15 protein-coding genes are annotated in these 15,434 nt (G+C 71.9%); 9 read left to right on the top strand and 6 right to left on the bottom strand.

Annotation, left to right across the window (positions count from 1 at the left end):
• Together ACIA8E_RS05825 and ACIA8E_RS05820 are read right to left on the bottom strand one after the other, a co-directional pair.
• The gene (locus ACIA8E_RS05825) at positions 1-774 is read right to left on the bottom strand and encodes an IclR family transcriptional regulator (protein ID WP_399294928.1); all 774 of its coding nucleotides are present in this window, start codon (positions 772-774) and stop codon (positions 1-3) included.
• A 151-nt stretch (positions 775-925) separates the two neighbouring features.
• A complete protein-coding gene (locus tag ACIA8E_RS05820) occupies positions 926-1,516 on the bottom strand; it encodes a TIGR03086 family metal-binding protein (RefSeq protein ID WP_399294927.1) in 591 nt (196 codons plus the stop codon).
• Positions 1,517-1,597: 81 nt separating this feature from the next.
• On the opposite strand from ACIA8E_RS05820, the gene ACIA8E_RS05815 reads away from it, so the two are divergent.
• The 3 genes from ACIA8E_RS05815 to ACIA8E_RS05805 all read left to right on the top strand — a co-directional run bounded on the left by ACIA8E_RS05815 (position 1,598) and on the right by ACIA8E_RS05805 (position 4,443).
• Positions 1,598-3,103, top strand: a complete 1,506-nt coding sequence (locus ACIA8E_RS05815; RefSeq protein ID WP_399294926.1) for a bifunctional phosphatase PAP2/diacylglycerol kinase family protein — start codon at positions 1,598-1,600, stop codon at positions 3,101-3,103.
• A 113-nt stretch (positions 3,104-3,216) separates the two neighbouring features.
• A complete protein-coding gene (locus ACIA8E_RS05810; RefSeq protein ID WP_399294924.1) occupies positions 3,217-4,026 on the top strand; it encodes a class I SAM-dependent methyltransferase in 810 nt (269 codons plus the stop codon).
• Between the two features lie 63 nt (positions 4,027-4,089).
• Positions 4,090-4,443 (top strand): VOC family protein, encoded by a 354-nt coding sequence (locus tag ACIA8E_RS05805; RefSeq protein WP_389725658.1) that lies wholly within the window; start codon positions 4,090-4,092, stop codon positions 4,441-4,443.
• A gap of 101 nt (positions 4,444-4,544) precedes the next feature.
• Here ACIA8E_RS05805 and ACIA8E_RS05800 read toward each other — a convergent pair whose 3' ends face one another.
• Positions 4,545-6,515: a DUF5107 domain-containing protein gene (locus tag ACIA8E_RS05800; protein ID WP_399294922.1), complete on the bottom strand. Its 1,971-nt coding sequence runs from the start codon at positions 6,513-6,515 to the stop codon at positions 4,545-4,547.
• 213 nt (positions 6,516-6,728) lie between these two features.
• Between ACIA8E_RS05800 and ACIA8E_RS05795 the strand changes: the two genes are divergently transcribed.
• Positions 6,729-7,070 (top strand): DUF6204 family protein, encoded by a 342-nt coding sequence (locus tag ACIA8E_RS05795; RefSeq protein ID WP_399294920.1) that lies wholly within the window; start codon positions 6,729-6,731, stop codon positions 7,068-7,070.
• 166 nt (positions 7,071-7,236) lie between these two features.
• Here ACIA8E_RS05795 and ACIA8E_RS05790 read toward each other — a convergent pair whose 3' ends face one another.
• Positions 7,237-8,358 carry a serine hydrolase domain-containing protein gene (locus ACIA8E_RS05790; RefSeq protein WP_399294918.1) on the bottom strand — a complete coding sequence of 374 codons (1,122 nt, stop codon included), beginning with the start codon at positions 8,356-8,358 and terminating at the stop codon, positions 7,237-7,239.
• Positions 8,355-9,287: an IclR family transcriptional regulator gene (locus ACIA8E_RS05785; protein WP_399294916.1), complete on the bottom strand. Its 933-nt coding sequence runs from the start codon at positions 9,285-9,287 to the stop codon at positions 8,355-8,357. Before ACIA8E_RS05785 ends, ACIA8E_RS05790 begins: the two co-directional genes overlap by 4 nt.
• A gap of 54 nt (positions 9,288-9,341) precedes the next feature.
• Here ACIA8E_RS05785 and ACIA8E_RS05780 point away from each other — a divergent pair, with 54 nt between their 5' ends.
• Genes ACIA8E_RS05780 through ACIA8E_RS05760 form a run of 5 tightly spaced genes read left to right on the top strand, consistent with a single transcriptional unit; the run spans position 9,342 to position 14,446 of the window.
• A complete protein-coding gene (locus ACIA8E_RS05780) occupies positions 9,342-10,916 on the top strand; it encodes an ABC transporter substrate-binding protein (RefSeq protein ID WP_399294914.1) in 1,575 nt (524 codons plus the stop codon).
• Positions 10,916-11,905 carry an ABC transporter permease gene (locus ACIA8E_RS05775; protein WP_399294912.1) on the top strand — a complete coding sequence of 330 codons (990 nt, stop codon included), beginning with the start codon at positions 10,916-10,918 and terminating at the stop codon, positions 11,903-11,905. The genes ACIA8E_RS05780 and ACIA8E_RS05775 overlap by 1 nt, the downstream gene beginning before the upstream one ends.
• Complete coding sequence (locus ACIA8E_RS05770; protein ID WP_399294910.1) at positions 11,902-12,807, top strand: ABC transporter permease; 906 nt, start codon at positions 11,902-11,904, stop codon at positions 12,805-12,807. Before ACIA8E_RS05775 ends, ACIA8E_RS05770 begins: the two co-directional genes overlap by 4 nt.
• The gene (locus ACIA8E_RS05765) at positions 12,804-13,631 is read left to right on the top strand and encodes an ATP-binding cassette domain-containing protein (RefSeq protein ID WP_399294908.1); all 828 of its coding nucleotides are present in this window, start codon (positions 12,804-12,806) and stop codon (positions 13,629-13,631) included. Before ACIA8E_RS05770 ends, ACIA8E_RS05765 begins: the two co-directional genes overlap by 4 nt.
• Positions 13,628-14,446, top strand: coding sequence for an ATP-binding cassette domain-containing protein (locus tag ACIA8E_RS05760; RefSeq protein ID WP_399294906.1), 819 nt, complete (start codon positions 13,628-13,630; stop codon positions 14,444-14,446). Before ACIA8E_RS05765 ends, ACIA8E_RS05760 begins: the two co-directional genes overlap by 4 nt.
• An 8-nt stretch (positions 14,447-14,454) precedes the next feature.
• Here ACIA8E_RS05760 and ACIA8E_RS05755 read toward each other — a convergent pair whose 3' ends face one another.
• Complete coding sequence (locus ACIA8E_RS05755) at positions 14,455-15,417, bottom strand: ROK family protein (RefSeq protein ID WP_399294904.1); 963 nt, start codon at positions 15,415-15,417, stop codon at positions 14,455-14,457.
• Positions 15,418-15,434 lie beyond the last annotated feature (17 nt).

Raw genomic sequence — 15,434 nt, 5'->3', positions numbered from 1 at the left:
TCACTGCTCCCTCCGATGGTGTCCGAGACGGGCGGAGAGGGCCTCGGCGCCGTCCGCCGCGAGGACCGCCAGCTCCTGCTCGCGTTTCTCGCTCCAGCGGATCATCGGTACGGAGATGGAGAGCGCGGCGACGACCCGGCCCGCCCGGTCCCGCACCGGAGCCGCCACACAGCTCACATCCGGATTGGACTCACGGTGCTCCACCGCGATGCCGCGCTCCCGCACGCCGGTGAGCACGGTCCGCAACTCGGCAGGGTCCGTAATGCTGTTGGGCGTCATGCCGGTGAGTTCACGGCCGTCGAGCCGGGCGTCGAGCTCCCGGTCGGGCAGGGTGGCGAGCAGCATCTTGCCGACAGAGGTGCAGTGCGCGGGCAGCCTGCGTCCGGCTGCCGAGACCATCCGTACCGCATGGGTGGAGTCCACCTTGGCGATATAGATGACGTCGGTGTCCTCCAGGATCGCCACATGGACCGTCTCACCGCAGGTCTCGGCGACCTCGCGGGCCACCTGCTGTCCCTCGGCGGCGAGGTCGAGCTGCTCGGCGTACCGGCTGCCGAGCTGATAGGTGCGGACACCGAGGCGGTAGCGGCCGGGCTGGTCCGGGAGCGCCACCAGGTACGAGCGGGCGGCGAGAGTGGTCAGCAGCTCGTGGACGGTGGTGCGTGGCAGCTGTAGTTTGCGGGTGACCTCGGGCGCGGAGAGCGTTCCGTCGCCGTGGAGGAAGAGTTCGAGCACATCCAGGGCTCTGGTCACCGCAGGGACGAGTCGCCCCATGGTTGTGCACCCACCTCTCGCGTTCGACACTCCGACCATTGGCCGGAATCGCGAACACAGGCTAGTCGTAGCGCACTTGTGACGGCAATGCCGCCGACCCGCCCCAACGCCCCGCCGATGCGTCGATATAAGCCCCTTGCTGCCTGTTTCGTCAGACCTGCCGCCCGAGCAGCGCGAGCAGCTCGGTCTGTGGGTCTGCATCCTTCTCGGTCTTGACGGGCGGGGCGAACAGGCCGGTCTGCGACAAGCCCTTCACATACGGCTCGACCTCGCGCCGGGTGAACTCGACGAGATCCTCCGGCAGCCGTTCGTCGGCGCCGATCGCCCGGGAGAGGTCCCAGGAGTGCACCACCGCGTCGCTCACCATCTGCGCGCAGTAGGCGTCGGTGGCGCTGTCCCCGTACGAGAGATTCACGGTCCGCTTCAGCACTCCGGGGGCCGCGAACGCCTTGCGGGCCGCTGCTGCCGCACGGTCCCACACGGTGACCGGGTCGTCGCCCAGCACATCGCCGTCGAAGGCGTCCCCTACCTCGGCGACGGTACGTCCCTCCGTCACCAGTGGCGGGACCCACAGCTGCTCGGACGTGAGATGGGTGACCAGATCGCGGACGGACCACTCGGTGCACGGCGTCGATGCGGACCACTGGTCGTCGCGCACGGCATGCACCCGGTCCGTGAAGAGCTGAAGCGCCTCGGCGTGCCGGTCGAGCAGGTCGCGGGCGGAGGGAGTGTGAGATGCCATGTGACCACTGTCTCCGTCCGGAGAGTCGCGCGCGAGCGCGTCTGCTGCTTCGGCGCGGCCGAAAAGGGTATCCGCAGTCCCATGCCGTCTCCGAGCAACGCGTCCTCAGTCCCCTCGCCCACCGGACTCCGTAGCTGGCTGCACCGGGGCGATCTCGCCGTCTTCCGGAGCGTGGCCGGCCGGCACTGGCCGGGCGCCGGCCCCGTACTGCCACGGCTGAGCCGCAGCGCCGATCACGGGCTGCTGTGGTTCGGCGCCGCGGCGGGGATGGCGGTACTGGGCGGCAGCGCCCGGGCCCGGCGCGCCGCGCTCCGCGGGGTGGTCTCGCTGGCCGTGGCCTCGGCCGCGATCAACACCGTGGGGAAGGGTGCGGTGCGCAGGGAGCGGCCGGTACTGGACGCCGTGCCGGTGATACGGCAGCTCACGCGCCAGCCGTTCACCACCTCCTTCCCGTCCGGGCATGCCGCCTCGGCGGCGGCCTTCGCGACGGGCGTCGCCCTCGAATCGAAGGGCTGGGGTGCGGCGGTCGCCCCGCTCGCGCTGGCGGTCGCCGCCTCCCGGGTCTATACGGGGGTCCACTATCCGAGTGATGTGCTGGCCGGTGCGGCGCTCGGCATAGGAGCCGCGTTCGCGCTGCGCGGTGTCGTACCGACGCGAGGACAGCTGCCCGCGCCGGGCAGACCGCCCGCCCATGCGCCCGCTCTGCCGGGCGGCCGGGGCCTGGTGGTCGTCGTCAACCAGGAGTCCGGCTCGGCGACGGCCACGGCCTCGCTGGTGCGGGACTCGCTGCCGCTTGCCGAGGTGGTGGAGTGCGCGCCCGGCGAGCTCTCCGCCGAACTGGAGAAGGCCGCCGGACAGGGCCATGCGCTCGGGATCTGCGGGGGCGACGGCACGGTCAACTGCGCGGCCGCCGTGGCCGCCGCGCACCGTGTGCCGCTCGCGGTGTTCCCCGGCGGAACCCTCAACCACTTCGCCTACGACCTGGGCATCGAGACGGTGGACGACGTATGTGCCGCGTTGGCCGCGGGCGATGCGGTACGGGTGGACCTGGGCCGCTTCCGGCCGGGGCCGGACGGGCCGGCCGGCGCGCCGGGCTATTTCCTCAACGCCTTCAGCCTGGGCGCCTATCCGGAGCTGGTACGGACCCGCGAGCACTGGGCACCGCGCATCGGCGGCTGGCCGGCGGGCGTCCTGGCGGCGCTCCATGTACTGCGTGGCGATCGCCCGCTGGAGGCCGAACTGCAAGGAGAGCGGCGGCCATTGTGGCTGTTGTTCGTGGGCAACGGCCTGTTCCGGCGGGTGGGCCCGGCACCGGGCCGACGCCACAACCTCGCGGACGGACTGCTGGACGTCCGGGCGGTGCACGGCGGCCGCACACCCGGCCTTCGTCTCCTCGCGGCTGCGGTTGCGGGCCCGTTGAGTCGCTCCCCCGTTCATGCGGCGGTACGGCTTCGCAGGGTGCGGATCGCCGGCCTGACCCCGGGAACACCGTATGCGTACGACGGCGAAGTAGCACACAGCCAGAGGGAGTTGTTGATCGACAAGCTTCCGGAGGCGCTGACCGTCTACTGCCCGATGCCTGCGTGAGTCACCAAGACCATCCATATATCAAGACGCGAATCTCACAATCCGACATCTCGGCGTACCGTTGGTGCCACGCTCAGCGCTTCGCATCACGCTCCGAGAGAGGACGCACAGCCATGCCGAAGGAGACCGCCGTGTACACCCACGGCCACCACGAGTCGGTGCTGCGCTCGCACCGCTGGCGCACTGCCGCCAACTCGGCGGCCTATCTGACCGGCGAACTCCGGCCGGGCATGACGGTGCTGGACGTCGGCTGCGGTCCGGGCACCATCACCGCGGATCTGGCGGCGCTGGTCGCCCCCGGCCGGGTGACCGCCGTCGACACCACCGGGGAGATCCTGGACCAGGCCGCCGAGGCCGCAGCCGAACGCGGCCTGGACAACGTCGAGTTCACCACCGCCGACGTGCACGACCTGGACTTCCCCGACGACTCCTTCGACGTCGTGCACGCCCACCAGGTGCTGCAGCACGTGGGCGACCCGGTGCAGGCGCTGCGCGAGATGCGGCGGGTCTGCCGCCCCGGCGGCATCGTCGCGGCCCGCGACAGCGACTACGCGGCGATGGCCTGGTTCCCCGAGGCGCCGGTCATGGACGCGTGGCTGGAGTTGTACAGGCGGGTGGCCCGCACCAATGGCGGCGAGCCGGACGCGGGCCGGCGGCTGCTCTCCTGGGCCCGGCAGGCCGGCTTCACCGACATCACCCCGTCCGCTGCCGCCTGGTGTTTCGCCACGCCGGAGAACCGGGTGTGGTGGAGCGGTCTGTGGGCGGACCGTACGGTCGGCTCGGTGTACGCGAAACTGGCCGTGGACGGTGGCCATGCGACGACCGAGCAACTGACCGACATCGCGGCGGCCTGGCGCACCTGGGGTGAGCAGGACGACGCCTGGTTCATGGTCCCGCACGGCGAAGTGCTCTGCCGCGCCTGACGCAGCCGGGCCGGCCACGGGAATCGATCACAGGGCGCGGCTCCGCCAACTACCCTGTTCCGCATGGAAATTCTGGGAACCACGCTGCGCATCTGCGTCGACGACCTGGAGGCCGCGGTGGCCTTCTACGAGGACCTCACGGCCGGCCCGGCGCTGCGCTTCGAGCGCGGCGGTGTCTCGGTCGCCGCGATCGGCTGCTTTCTGCTGATGAGTGGCCCCGAGTCGGAGCTGGAGATCCTGCGCAAGGTGACGGCGACGATCGCGGTGAAGAACGTCGACGACGCGCATGAGTCGCTCACCCGCGTCGGCGCCCGGATACTCGCTGGTCCGGTGCCGACCCCGGTCGGCCGGAACCTGATCGCGGTCCACCCGGACGGCTCGGTCTTCGAGTACGTCGACCGGAACCTGCCGGCCTGATCCGGCAGGTTCCGGAACTCCTGACGTCGTTCCGTACCCACGCGCACCGGCACCTCACCGGCCGGTTCGCACGTGGGCCGCTCACCCCGGCGAGTGTCCGGTCAACTCTTCGGGCGCATCCGGTAGTTGTAGGCGTCAGGCAGCGGCTCTTCGGTCAGCGCCGACCAGACCTCGTCCAGGATCTCCGCCCCCTCCCGCAGGTCCGCGACCTCGAAGCCCTCGTCGAAGACGGCGCGGGCCGCCGCACGGTCGCCCTCGGCGAGCAGGAGCCGGGCCTCCAGCAGGCGGAACCGGCCGCGCTGCCGGATCGCCGGACGCAGCCCGTCCCGGACCGTACGGGCCTCGCCGGTCCGCCCGGCCGCCAGCAGCGCCTCGATCGCCTCATGACCGAGGGCGGTGGTGGCGGCGGTCCAGGCTTCGCCGTCGTCCCGGCGTTCCGCGCAGAGGTCCTCGAACGCCTCGGCGTAGTGGTCTGCGGCCCTGGTCCGCTGGCCGCCCTCCTGGGCGGCGACCGCCAGGCAGCGCAGCAGCGGCCAGCGGGACGGGGCGAGGGCCAGACCACGCTCCCAGCTGCGGACCGCCTGGGCACGGTCGCCGGCGTGCCATTGAGCAACGCCGAGGTGGTACTCGGTGAGCGGTTCGGCGGATGCCGTCTCCAGCATGTCGCGCCAGTGCGCGGAGACGAGCGAGGGTCCGGGGGGCGTCACACGGCGCGGCTCGGGGAAGGCGCCCTGGTCGAGCAGGTGCAGCCACGGTGCCTGCTGCTCGCCGAGGGTGGACTCGGCGAACGGTGTGCCCGGGAGTCGGTACTTGCCGCGCCGGACTTCGAGGGCGCCCCAGCCGGAGCCGGTGGCGAGGGACTCGCCCGGCTCGGCGTCGGCGTGCGGGCGCCAGGCCGCGTACGCGGCGTCGACGTCCGCGCGCGGCAGGGCTTCGGCGAGGCGCTGTTCGGTCTCGGCGCGGGCCGCGGCCCAGTCGTCGCCGTGCACGGCACCGGGGTCGGCGGTCAGCGGTCCGTACGACTCCAGCCAGCTGAATTCGGCGCCGGGTTCGAGCGGGATGTGCTCCAGCTGGGTACGGGCGAGTCCGGCCTGGATCTCCGCGTAGCCGACGGTGCCCGGTTCGGTGAGCCACTGCTGCCACCGGCGCCCGCCGGGCCCGCTGCCCCAGAGGAAGAGCTTGCGGCCGCGCAGCAGGTCGGTGGAGGTCTGGACGAGTCCGTGACCGTCCTCGTCGAGGGAGGCGATCCAGCGGCGGGTGCCGTCGGACACCTCGTAGAAGTAGTCGGCGGGGAAGTCGCTGCGCAGCGGGTACGTACGGTCGACGGAACCGGTCTCCGGCACGGGCACCCGGGTCAGGGTCCGCTCGTAACCGAAGTGCCAGGCCTCGTCGGCAGGGGCCAGGACCCGGGACCGCGCGCCCTCGGGGACGGCGATGTTGGACCACCAGTAGACGGGCGCGGTGTGCTCGTGCGGATTGCGTATCCGCACCCCGACGTGGAGGAAGTCGGAGTCCTCCGGCAGCCACAGGTCCACCTGGAACGGCAGGTCGCGCAGCCGCTCCCACTCCCAGAGACGGACCATTTCACCGCCGTCGGGTGCGGGGACGCGGGCGGCGTGCACCGGGGCGCAGGACAGTGTGGTGTGGCCGGTCGCGCCGATGTTCCACTCGATGCCGCCGGAGAACCAGGCGCCGTTGAGGGCGAAGTCGGCAGGCTGCAGGACGGGGTTGGTGTAGAGCAGCTCCCGGCCGGTCGGCTTGTGGTGAAGGGAGTGGATCCGGCCGCCGAGCCCGGGCAGGACGGTGGCCCGGAGCCGGTCGTTCTCGATGACGATCGCGTCCAGGTCGGTGGGGGTCCGTTCGCGCCCGTACCCGTCGAGAATGCGCACCGGCAGGACGGTGGTCAGCGGCTCGTAGCCGATCTGTCGCGCCATGTCGCGCGGCAGCCCGGCCCGGTCACGGTCGTCGACGACATGCATCTCGTCGAGCGGCCGCAGCGCGGGCAGCGGGTTTTCCGGGCCCAACGGTGCGGCGGGCAGAGTCAGTACGGCACGTCGTACGGTCGTGGCCAAAGCAACCTCGCTCCCTCGCGCGGGCCGCCGCAGGTCCGGGCGCCCCCGATGACCATGGAACACTCTCGAAGCCGCTCCGACCAGGGGCGTCGCCGTCAGGCTTCGGCAAAGGCCGCCACCGGCGTCGACGGCGACAATATTCCGCGCACGTCCCGTCCTCGCCGTCGTAGCCTTGATCCTCGACGGTTCATACGACAGAGGCGGCAGAACGGGATGAGCACCCAGCACACCTACCGAGTGATCGTGCGCGGCACCTGGGAGGGCCTCACGGACGAGACCCGCGCCCGCCTGCTGGCCGAGGTGGAGCAGCACGGTCTGGAGGCCATGCAGTTCACCGAGGAGGGTTCGCTCACCTACGACAGGGTGCTCAAGCACTTCAGCTTCCGCTACGTGGTCGTCTCGGACGCCGAGGACGGCGAAGAGATGGCATCCGCGATCGCCGAGGACCGGGCGGAGACGACGCTGAAGGAGCACGGGTACGGCTACGGGCGGCTGCGCTCCACCGCGACGGACCTGGACACCATGAAGATCAACTACAAGCTCCGACGGCACTGACCTGTGCGAGTGTCCAATCAGCCCGGTCCAGGACACCCGCACCGATCGGATGGCATGAACCGCGGCGCCTCAGGATCTCAAGAGTCACGCAGGTGGCCCTGACCGACTCCCACCGGAGATCGAGTGCCGGTGGCGAGACGGCCACCTGCCCGGACACTTCCCGCCGTCACCCTCCGATCGCGTGGAAGTCCCGTCGCAGCGCCGCGAACCCGCGCTCCTCGCGGCTGGGATGGACGCGGTTCGTGAGCAGGATCGCGTAGCGGCCGTCCGACGGGTCGAGCCACAGGCTCGTGCCGGTGAAGCCCGTGTGGCCGTACGAGGTCGGGCCGAAGGTGTCGCCCACCGGCGAACCGATCGGGTCCTGCCCCTGCCAGGCCAGTGCGCGGCGCAGGTTGAGGTGGTCGGTGCGGGGGGCCGTCATCAGGGCCAGGGTGTCCGGCTTCAGCAGCGGTGGGCCGCCGCCGAGCAGGGAGAGGGCGAGGCGTTCCAGGTCCGCGAGGGTGGAGAAGAGGCCCGCGTGCCCGGCGACGCCGCCGAGTACCACGGCGTTCTCGTCGTGCACCTCACCGACGACGGTCCGGCCGCGCCAGGGGCAGGCTTCGGTTGCCACCGCGCGTGCCCGGTCGGCGGATTCCGGCCGGAAACGGGTGTCGGTCAGACCGAGGGGAGCGCTGACGAGATCGGTCATCAGCTGGTCCAGGCCCTGGCCCGTGGCCTGTTCGGCCATGAGGCCGAGCAGCATGAACCCCTGGGAGGAGTAGGTGACATGGGTACCGGGCTCGGCGGTGCGCGGCAGTGAGCCGAGTGCCGTGAGCAGGGAATCGCGGGTGGGGTGGTCGCGGTGGAGCGGGACGCCGCCGGGCAGCCCTGCGGTGTGGTCGAGGAGTTGGGCGACCGTACGGGCGGCGTGCGGACTGTTGGAGTAGCGGGCGAGGTGGTGTCCCACGGTGTCGTCGAGGCCGACGACGCCGCGGTCGACGAGAGCCATGACGACCAGGCCGACCATCGGCTTGGTCACGGACGCAAGGTCCCACAGGTCATGGCCGTCCAGAGCTGGTCCGTCGAGGGAGCGGGTGCCGGTCCAGCCCCGGTCGTACGGGCCTGCCGCGTCGCCCAGCGACCAGGTGGCGCCCGAGTAGAGGCCGCGCGCCCGGCCGTCCTCCAGCAACCGTCGGCGGACGGCTGCGTGGTGCGCGGAGCCGGTCGCGTCGGGCCTGGTGCCGCTCGGGCCGGTGGCCGTCCCGCAGTCGCCGATGATCGATGCCCGCTGCCGGTCCTCGGCGTTCATCGCTTCTCCCCCGCCCCTTCGACTCCGTTCGTACTCCCCCTGCGGCCGTTGCTGCCCGTCCCGCTCGTGGGGCGCTCCGGGCCCGCGACCAGTCCGAGCCGTGCGCCGGGCAGTGCGGCCAGGCTCGCCGACACCGCGGCCGCGGCGGAGCGCACCATCGGCCCGTGCAGCTGTGCGGCCGCGTCGTCGAGGGTGAAGGCCACGCCGGTCAGCACGAGGGCGCCGACCGCGTGGCCCGTCGCGTCGCGCACCGGGGCGGCGAGCGCGCGCCGGTCGAGCCAGGTGTCGGTGCCGTCGAAGGCGTAGCCGTCGCGGGCCGCGGCGGCCAGGGCCGCGTGGGTCGCGTCATCGGCGGGGGCGCCGTCGGGGCCGGTCGACAGGGACTCGCTCTCCTCGGCCGGCAGGGCGGCAAGCAGGACGAGGCCTGCCGCGCCCGCGGTCACCGGTTCGCAGAAGCCGGGGCGCAGGTCGAGCCCGAGTCCCTGGGCGGGCGCACGGACATCCAGGTGGATCACCGTACGGTCGTCGCGCACCGCGTATGAGGCGAACAGGCCGGTGCGTGCGCGGAGTTCGTCGAGGACAGGGCTGACCTGGCGCAACGCGGCGTCGTCGGTGAGGACGCTAGCGGCGAGTCCGAGGAGCCGTGGCCCCGGCCGATAGCTGCCGCCCGTGGCAGGTTCGGCGTAGCCCGTCGCGGCGAGGGCGCGCAGCAGGCGGTGCACGGTGGGTTTCGCGAGTCCCGTGTGACGGGCGAGGTCTGCGAGACGGTGTGGCGCCCCCGACCGGGCGAGGGCCGCCAGAACATCCATGGCCTTGTCCACCGGTCCGGGCGCGGGCGGCGCGGCGTCCGCTCCCGGGCCCTCGGAGGCGGCGATGGACGCTGCTGCGGAGGCCTGCTTCTGCGAACGACTGTTGACCGGTTTCCCCATGTGACCTACCTTACCCGAACTGCATTCCATTCACCGGAACGAGTGTGTTGTCCAATGGAACGAATACGTGAAGGGGGAGGCGGCCCGCGCGTCGGCTGCTCCCGCCGTTCGGCGCTGCGCCTGTGTGGTCTCGCGGTGCCCGCCCTTGCAGCCCCCGCCCTGCTGACCGGGTGCGGCGCACCGTCGGCGGCCTCCGCAGGCAACGTGCTGCGGGTCTCCCAGCCCGGGGACCCCAAGACGATGGACCCGCACAAGCAGGGCGACATGACGTCGATGAACGCCCTGATCAACATCTTCGACACGCTCACCACGAGGGGCCGCGACAACACTCTCCAACCACGGATCGCCGTGTCCTGGAAGGCCGTCGAGCCGAAGGTGTGGCGCTTCGAGCTGCGGCGCGGCGTCACCTTCCACAACGGTGAGCCGTGCGACGCCGAGGCTGTCCGGTTCAGCATCAAGCGGCTGCTTGCCCCCGCCACCAAGTCGCCCATCGTGGAGCTGCGTTACGTCGAGGACGTCAGCGTGGTCGACCGGTACACGGTGGACGTGCACACTTCGGTGCACGACCCGATCCTGCCCGCGAAGCTGTCCCTGTTCGGCGGAGTCGTGGTGCCCCCGCGTTACCTGGCCGAGGTCGGCGACGAGGGCTTCGCCGCGCACCCGGTGGGCACCGGGCCGTTCACGTTCCGGCATTGGCAACGTGACCACGAGCTGCGCCTGGCCGCCTACGACCACCACTGGCATGGCCGCCCGCACGTCGACGAGCTGGTCTTCGTACCCGCCCCCAACTCGTCGTCCGCGCTGGCCGCCCTGCAGAGCGGCGGCGTCGACATCGTGGCGGGCATGACCCCGGACGCCGCCGAACAGCTGGCCGGATACCCGGGCGTGCGGATCGGCCACCACACCGGTATCCGCACCTCGTACCTGTCGCTCGACACCCTGACCGAGGGACCGCTGCGCGACCGGCGCGTACGGCAGGCGCTCAACCACGCCGTCGACGTGCCCCTGCTCATCAAGGCGGTGCTCGGCGGCAACGCCACCGAGGTCCCGGCGATGATCCCGCGCGGCGCGTTCGGTTTCGACGAGTCCGTGAAGCCGTTCGAGCGTTCCCTCACCAAGGCCCGCGCGCTGCTTGCCGAGGCCGGGCATCCCGACGGCATCAGCACCTCGATCACCGCCTCCAACCTGGACGCGAACGTCGCCGAGGCCATCTCGGGCCTGCTGGCACGCGCCGGCATCCGCGCCAAGGTGAACCTGCTCGACCCGGGCACGTACTCCCAGCGCCTGACCTCCACCAACCACGGCGCGCTCGGCCCGATGTACCTGGCCGCGTCCACCGTCTGGACCATGGACGGCGAGAGCATGCTCCAGTCGAACGTGCGCAGCGACCGCCGGCAGAGCCGCTGGCACCACAAGCGCGCCGACCGACTCGTGGACCGCGAGGAGCTGTCCGTGGATCCGGCCGTGCGCCGCCGCGCCTTCTCCGACCTGCAGCAACTGATCAAGGACGAGGCGCCGTTCGTGCCCCTGTACCAGATCGACAACATCTATGTGCACAACACCCGGCCGAGCTGGACGCCCGGCACCGCCGGGGTGCTTGACATGGCGAGCGCGAAGGTGGCCGTGTGATGAGCCAGACCCTGACCGCGCCCACCACCCCCACCGCGCCCGTCGCCGGACACAGCCGGGCCTGGGCCGTGCTGCGGCCCGCCGCCGCCCGCCTGGGCACCGCGCTGCTGGTACTGCTGTGCACCGCCACCGTCGTGTTCTTCCTGGTGCGTCTGTCCGGCGACCCGGTGAAGGTGATGCTGCCGCCCGATGCAACCGCCCAGCAGGAGAGCGTGCTGCGGCACAACCTGGGCCTGGACCGGCCGCTCGTCACGCAGTATCTGGACTACCTGTGGGGCCTGCCGCGCTTCGACTTCGGCAACTCCCTCTTCTACAACCAGCCGGTCCGCGCGGTCCTCGCCGACCGCATCCCGGCAACCCTGCTGCTCGCGGCGGGCGCCCTCGTGGTGACGCTGGTGATCGCGCTGCCCGCCGGCACGATCGCGGCGATGCGCCGCGGGAAGGCCGCCGACCGCGGTGTGATCACGGCCGTCCTGATCGGCCAGTCGACACCCGCCTTCTGGGTGGGCATCCTGCTCATCCTCGTGTTCGCAGTCGGTCTGCACGCGCTGCCCGCCTCCGGGTACGGCACCTTCGCCCATCTCGTCCTGCCGTCGATCACGCTGGCCGTCTACTCGGTCGCCGTCGTCGCGCGGCTGCTGCGCTCCTCGCTGATCGACGTGCTCGGCTCCGACCACATCCGCACGGCCCGCGCCCGGGGCCTGGGCCCGGTGCGCACCGTGCTGCGGCACGGCATGCGCAACGCGTCACTGCCCGTGGTGACGGTCGTCGGCCTGGAGGTCGGCAGCCTGCTCGGCGGCGCGATCCTCACCGAGCAGGTCTTCTCCTGGCCGGGTGTCGGCCAGCTGACCGTGCAGGCCATCGCCAACCGCGACTTCCCCCTGGTACAGGGCACCGTGCTGCTGTTCGCCTCCACGTTCGTCGTGGTGAACCTGCTCGTGGACCTGTCCTACGGCCTCCTCGACCCGAGGGTGAGGAACTCCCGATGACCACCACCGCCCCCTCCGCCACCATTGCCGCCCCCGCCTCCGCCGCGACCCAGCCGTCCGTGTTGCGCTCGCTGCTGCGCAACCGGCTCGCCACGATCGCGCTCGTCTTCCTCCTGCTGATCGTCGTGTGCGCGCTGTGCGCACCTCTGATCGCTCCCGCCGACCCGGGCGCCCAGAACCTCCTCGGCCGGCTCCAGCCCCCCGCCTGGCAGTCCGGCGGCGGCACGGACCACCTGCTCGGCACCGACCAGCTCGGCCGCGACCTGCTCTCACGGGTCATCTACGGCACCCGGGTCTCACTGCTCGTCGGCGCCGGAGCCGCCTTTCTCGCCGGAGTCATCGGCACCGTCGCGGGCCTCGCCTCCGGCTACCTCGGCGGCTGGACCGACCGCATCGTGATGCGCCTCGCCGACGTCCAACTCGCCTTCCCCGCAATCCTGTTGGCGCTCGCCGTCGTCGGCTTCGTCGGCTCGGGCCTCGGCTACGTGATCCTCGTGATCGGCATCACCGGCTGGGTGTCGTACGCCCGAGTGGTGCGTTCCGAAGTGCTGTCGCTGCGCACCCGCGACTTCATCACCGAGGCCCGCGCGATCGGGGTCGGGGACCTGGCGATCATGCGCCGGCACCTGCTGCCCAACGTCATGGCACCACTGGCCACCATCGGCACCCTGCACATCGCGTCGGCCATCGTCGCCGAGGCATCGCTGAGCTACCTGGGCCTCGGCGTTCCGAAGGAGACAGTGACCTGGGGCGGCATGCTCTCGGACGGGCAGCTCTACCTCGGCACGTCCTGGTGGATCGCCGTCTTCCCCGGCATCGCGCTCATGCTCACCTCGCTGTCCATCAACATCCTGGGCGACGCGCTGCGCGACGTCGCAGACCCGAAGGCGTACCGCCGATGACCGACTCCGCACAGACCCCACCGTCCGCGCCCGTCCTCGAATTCCGGGACCTGCGTGTCGACTTCGCGCTCGCCTCCTCGACCGTGCACGCGGTACGTGGGGTGAACTTCTCGGTCACCGCAGGCGAGACCCTCGCCGTCGTCGGCGAGTCCGGCAGCGGCAAGTCGGCCACCGCCCTGTCCGCGCTGCGCCTCAACCCCGAACCCCCGTGCATATACGCGGGCGGCCATGTGCTGCTCGACGGCAAGGACGTACTCGCCCTGCGCGAGAAGGAGTTGCGCAAGGTCCGCGGGGCCGAGATATCCATGGTCTTCCAGGACCCGATGACCAGCCTCGATCCGTTGCAGCGGGTGGGCGACCAGGTCGCCGAGGTACTGCGGCTGCACGGCGACCACACCCGCGTCGAGGCCCGCCGGGCGGCGCTGACCGCCCTGGACGAGGTCGGCATCCCCGACCCGGAACGGCGCTACGGCCAGTACCCGCACGAACTCTCCGGCGGCCTGCGCCAGCGCGTCATGATCGCCTCCGCACTCGTGGCCCGGCCCCGCGTCCTCATCGCCGACGAGCCCACCACTGCGCTCGACGTGACAGTGCAGCGGCAGATCCTGGAGCTGCTCGTACGGCTCCAGCAACGCCACGGCATGGCCGTCCTGCTGATCACCCACGACCTGGGCGTCGTCGCCGAGACCGCCGACCGTGTCGTCGTCATGCGGCACGGCGCGGTCGTCGAGACCGGCGATGTGGAACAGGTCTTCACACGCCCCACCGCCTCGTACACACGCGATCTGCTGGCCGCCACTCCCCGACTGGAGCCCGTCGCATGACCACGACCCCGCTTCTGGAAATCGCCGGACTGCGCAAGGAGTTCCCCGGCCGCCCGCCGATCGTCGCCGTCGACGACGTCTCCCTCACCGTCCGGGAGGGCGAGACCTTCGCCCTGGTCGGCGAGTCCGGCTGCGGCAAGACGACGCTGACCCGGCTGCTGCTCCGGCTGCTCGAACCCACCGCAGGCAGCGTGTGTTTCGACGGCACGGACCTGCTGGCTCTGAACGGCGCCGCGCTGCGGCCGCTGCGCCGGCAGATGCAGGTCGTGCTCCAGGACCCGTACTCCAGCATGAATCCGCGACTGCGGATCGCCGACATCGTCGGGGAGCCGCTCGTCACCCACGAGGAATGGGCGCGCGGGCGGCGCGGCCGGGCCAAGGTGCGCGACCGGGTCGGAGAGCTCCTCGACTCCGTCGGTCTGGACGCGGGCATCCTGGACCGGTATCCGCACGAGTTCTCCGGCGGGCAGCGCCAGCGCATCTCCATCGCGCGGGCACTGGCCCTGGAGCCACGCCTGGTCGTGCTCGACGAGCCGACCAGCGCGCTCGACGTGTCCGTGCAGGCCCGCGTCCTCGACCTGCTCGCCGAACTCCAGGGTCGCCTCGGCCTGACCTATTTCTTCATCTCGCACAACCTGGCAGTCGTCCGTCAGATCGCCGACCGGGTGGCCGTGATGCGGCAGGGCCGCATCGTCGAGTCCGGCACCGCCGACCAGGTGTTCACGGCCCCCGAGGACGCGTACACCCGGCGGCTCCTGGACGCCGTACCGGTGCCCGACCCCAGCCGCCGGATCCTGAGGAGCGTCCCGGCGTGAAACCTGCGCTAAGGCCGAGGCCCCGACAGGACCAGGCCCGCCGCCCCGAGCAGCGCGCCGGTGTCCGCGGCCTCGCCGAGGACCACGGTGGGGGCCTCACCGCCGCCGAGCACATCGGCGCGCAGCCGGGACTCGACCATTGCCCGGAACGGTTCACCGCCGTCGAGGGCCTCGCCGTGCAGCACGAACAAGCCGCACGCGAAGAGCTGCTGGACGGTGGCGAGACCGAACACCAGGTTCTCCGCGTACCGCGCGACGAGATCACCGGCGGCCGGGGCGGCGGACGCCACCAGGGCCGCCAGCGTGGCCGCCTCCGGAGCGAGGCCGTGCTCGGCGGCGCGCTCGCGCAGCCAGCGGGTCGTCGCAACGGTTTTCCAGCAGCCGCGCCGTCCACAGGTGCAGAGTTCGCCGCTCGCGGTGACCGTCATATGGGCGCCGCTGCGCCCACCGGTCGGGGCAAGCACCTCGCCCGCGTAGAGGATGCCGACGCCGAGCACCTCACCGGTCGCGACAGAGGCGAACGAGCGGCGGCCGCGCCCCGCGCCGAACCAGCGGTCGCCGAGCACCTGCACGCGCGCCCGGTGCTCGATCCGCACCGGCGCACCGGCCAGCCCTGCGAGCCGGTCAGCCAACGGGTAGCCGCGCAGCGCCGGGGCGTCGTTCGCCTCGATGATCCGGCCCGCCGCCGGATCCACCACACCGGCCGCGGCCACGCCGACGCCGAGCAGGGCCTGCCCTGCGAACACCACCGCCGCCTCCCGCAGCGCCGCGTCGACGACGGCCGGGTCGGCGCTGCGCGCGTCGAAGCGGGCCTGCGCCCGCTCGCGTACGGCTCCGGCGCGGGTGAGCAGCGCGGCACGCACCATTCCGGGCAGCACCTCGACGGCGCCAAGCACACCGACGTCCCGCCCGGCCGGCTCGTCCGGCCGCGGATCGGGTACCAACCGCAAAGGAATACGTTCATGCGCCATGCGCCGACTCTGTCATG

Source organism: Streptomyces sp. NPDC051664 (genome assembly GCF_044453545.1).
Lineage (GTDB): Bacteria > Actinomycetota > Actinomycetes > Streptomycetales > Streptomycetaceae > Streptomyces.
Note: the sequence above shows the minus strand (reverse complement) of the source record. Positions and strands in the feature narration are given on the sequence as shown.

Excerpts from the sequence above, each read along its gene's own strand:
- ACIA8E_RS05825 (WP_399294928.1), bottom strand. The coding sequence starts at position 774 with ATGGGGCGACTCGTCCCTGCGGTGACCAGAGCCCTGGATGTGCTCGAA.
- ACIA8E_RS05820 (WP_399294927.1), bottom strand. The coding sequence starts at position 1,516 with ATGGCATCTCACACTCCCTCCGCCCGCGACCTGCTCGACCGGCACGCC.
- ACIA8E_RS05815 (WP_399294926.1), top strand. The coding sequence starts at position 1,598 with ATGCCGTCTCCGAGCAACGCGTCCTCAGTCCCCTCGCCCACCGGACTC.
- ACIA8E_RS05810 (WP_399294924.1), top strand. The coding sequence starts at position 3,217 with ATGCCGAAGGAGACCGCCGTGTACACCCACGGCCACCACGAGTCGGTG.
- ACIA8E_RS05805 (WP_389725658.1), top strand. The coding sequence starts at position 4,090 with ATGGAAATTCTGGGAACCACGCTGCGCATCTGCGTCGACGACCTGGAG.
- ACIA8E_RS05795 (WP_399294920.1), top strand. The coding sequence starts at position 6,729 with ATGAGCACCCAGCACACCTACCGAGTGATCGTGCGCGGCACCTGGGAG.
- ACIA8E_RS05790 (WP_399294918.1), bottom strand. The coding sequence starts at position 8,358 with ATGAACGCCGAGGACCGGCAGCGGGCATCGATCATCGGCGACTGCGGG.
- ACIA8E_RS05785 (WP_399294916.1), bottom strand. The coding sequence starts at position 9,287 with ATGGGGAAACCGGTCAACAGTCGTTCGCAGAAGCAGGCCTCCGCAGCA.
- ACIA8E_RS05780 (WP_399294914.1), top strand. The coding sequence starts at position 9,342 with ATGGAACGAATACGTGAAGGGGGAGGCGGCCCGCGCGTCGGCTGCTCC.
- ACIA8E_RS05775 (WP_399294912.1), top strand. The coding sequence starts at position 10,916 with ATGAGCCAGACCCTGACCGCGCCCACCACCCCCACCGCGCCCGTCGCC.
- ACIA8E_RS05770 (WP_399294910.1), top strand. The coding sequence starts at position 11,902 with ATGACCACCACCGCCCCCTCCGCCACCATTGCCGCCCCCGCCTCCGCC.
- ACIA8E_RS05765 (WP_399294908.1), top strand. The coding sequence starts at position 12,804 with ATGACCGACTCCGCACAGACCCCACCGTCCGCGCCCGTCCTCGAATTC.
- ACIA8E_RS05760 (WP_399294906.1), top strand. The coding sequence starts at position 13,628 with ATGACCACGACCCCGCTTCTGGAAATCGCCGGACTGCGCAAGGAGTTC.
- ACIA8E_RS05755 (WP_399294904.1), bottom strand. The coding sequence starts at position 15,417 with ATGGCGCATGAACGTATTCCTTTGCGGTTGGTACCCGATCCGCGGCCG.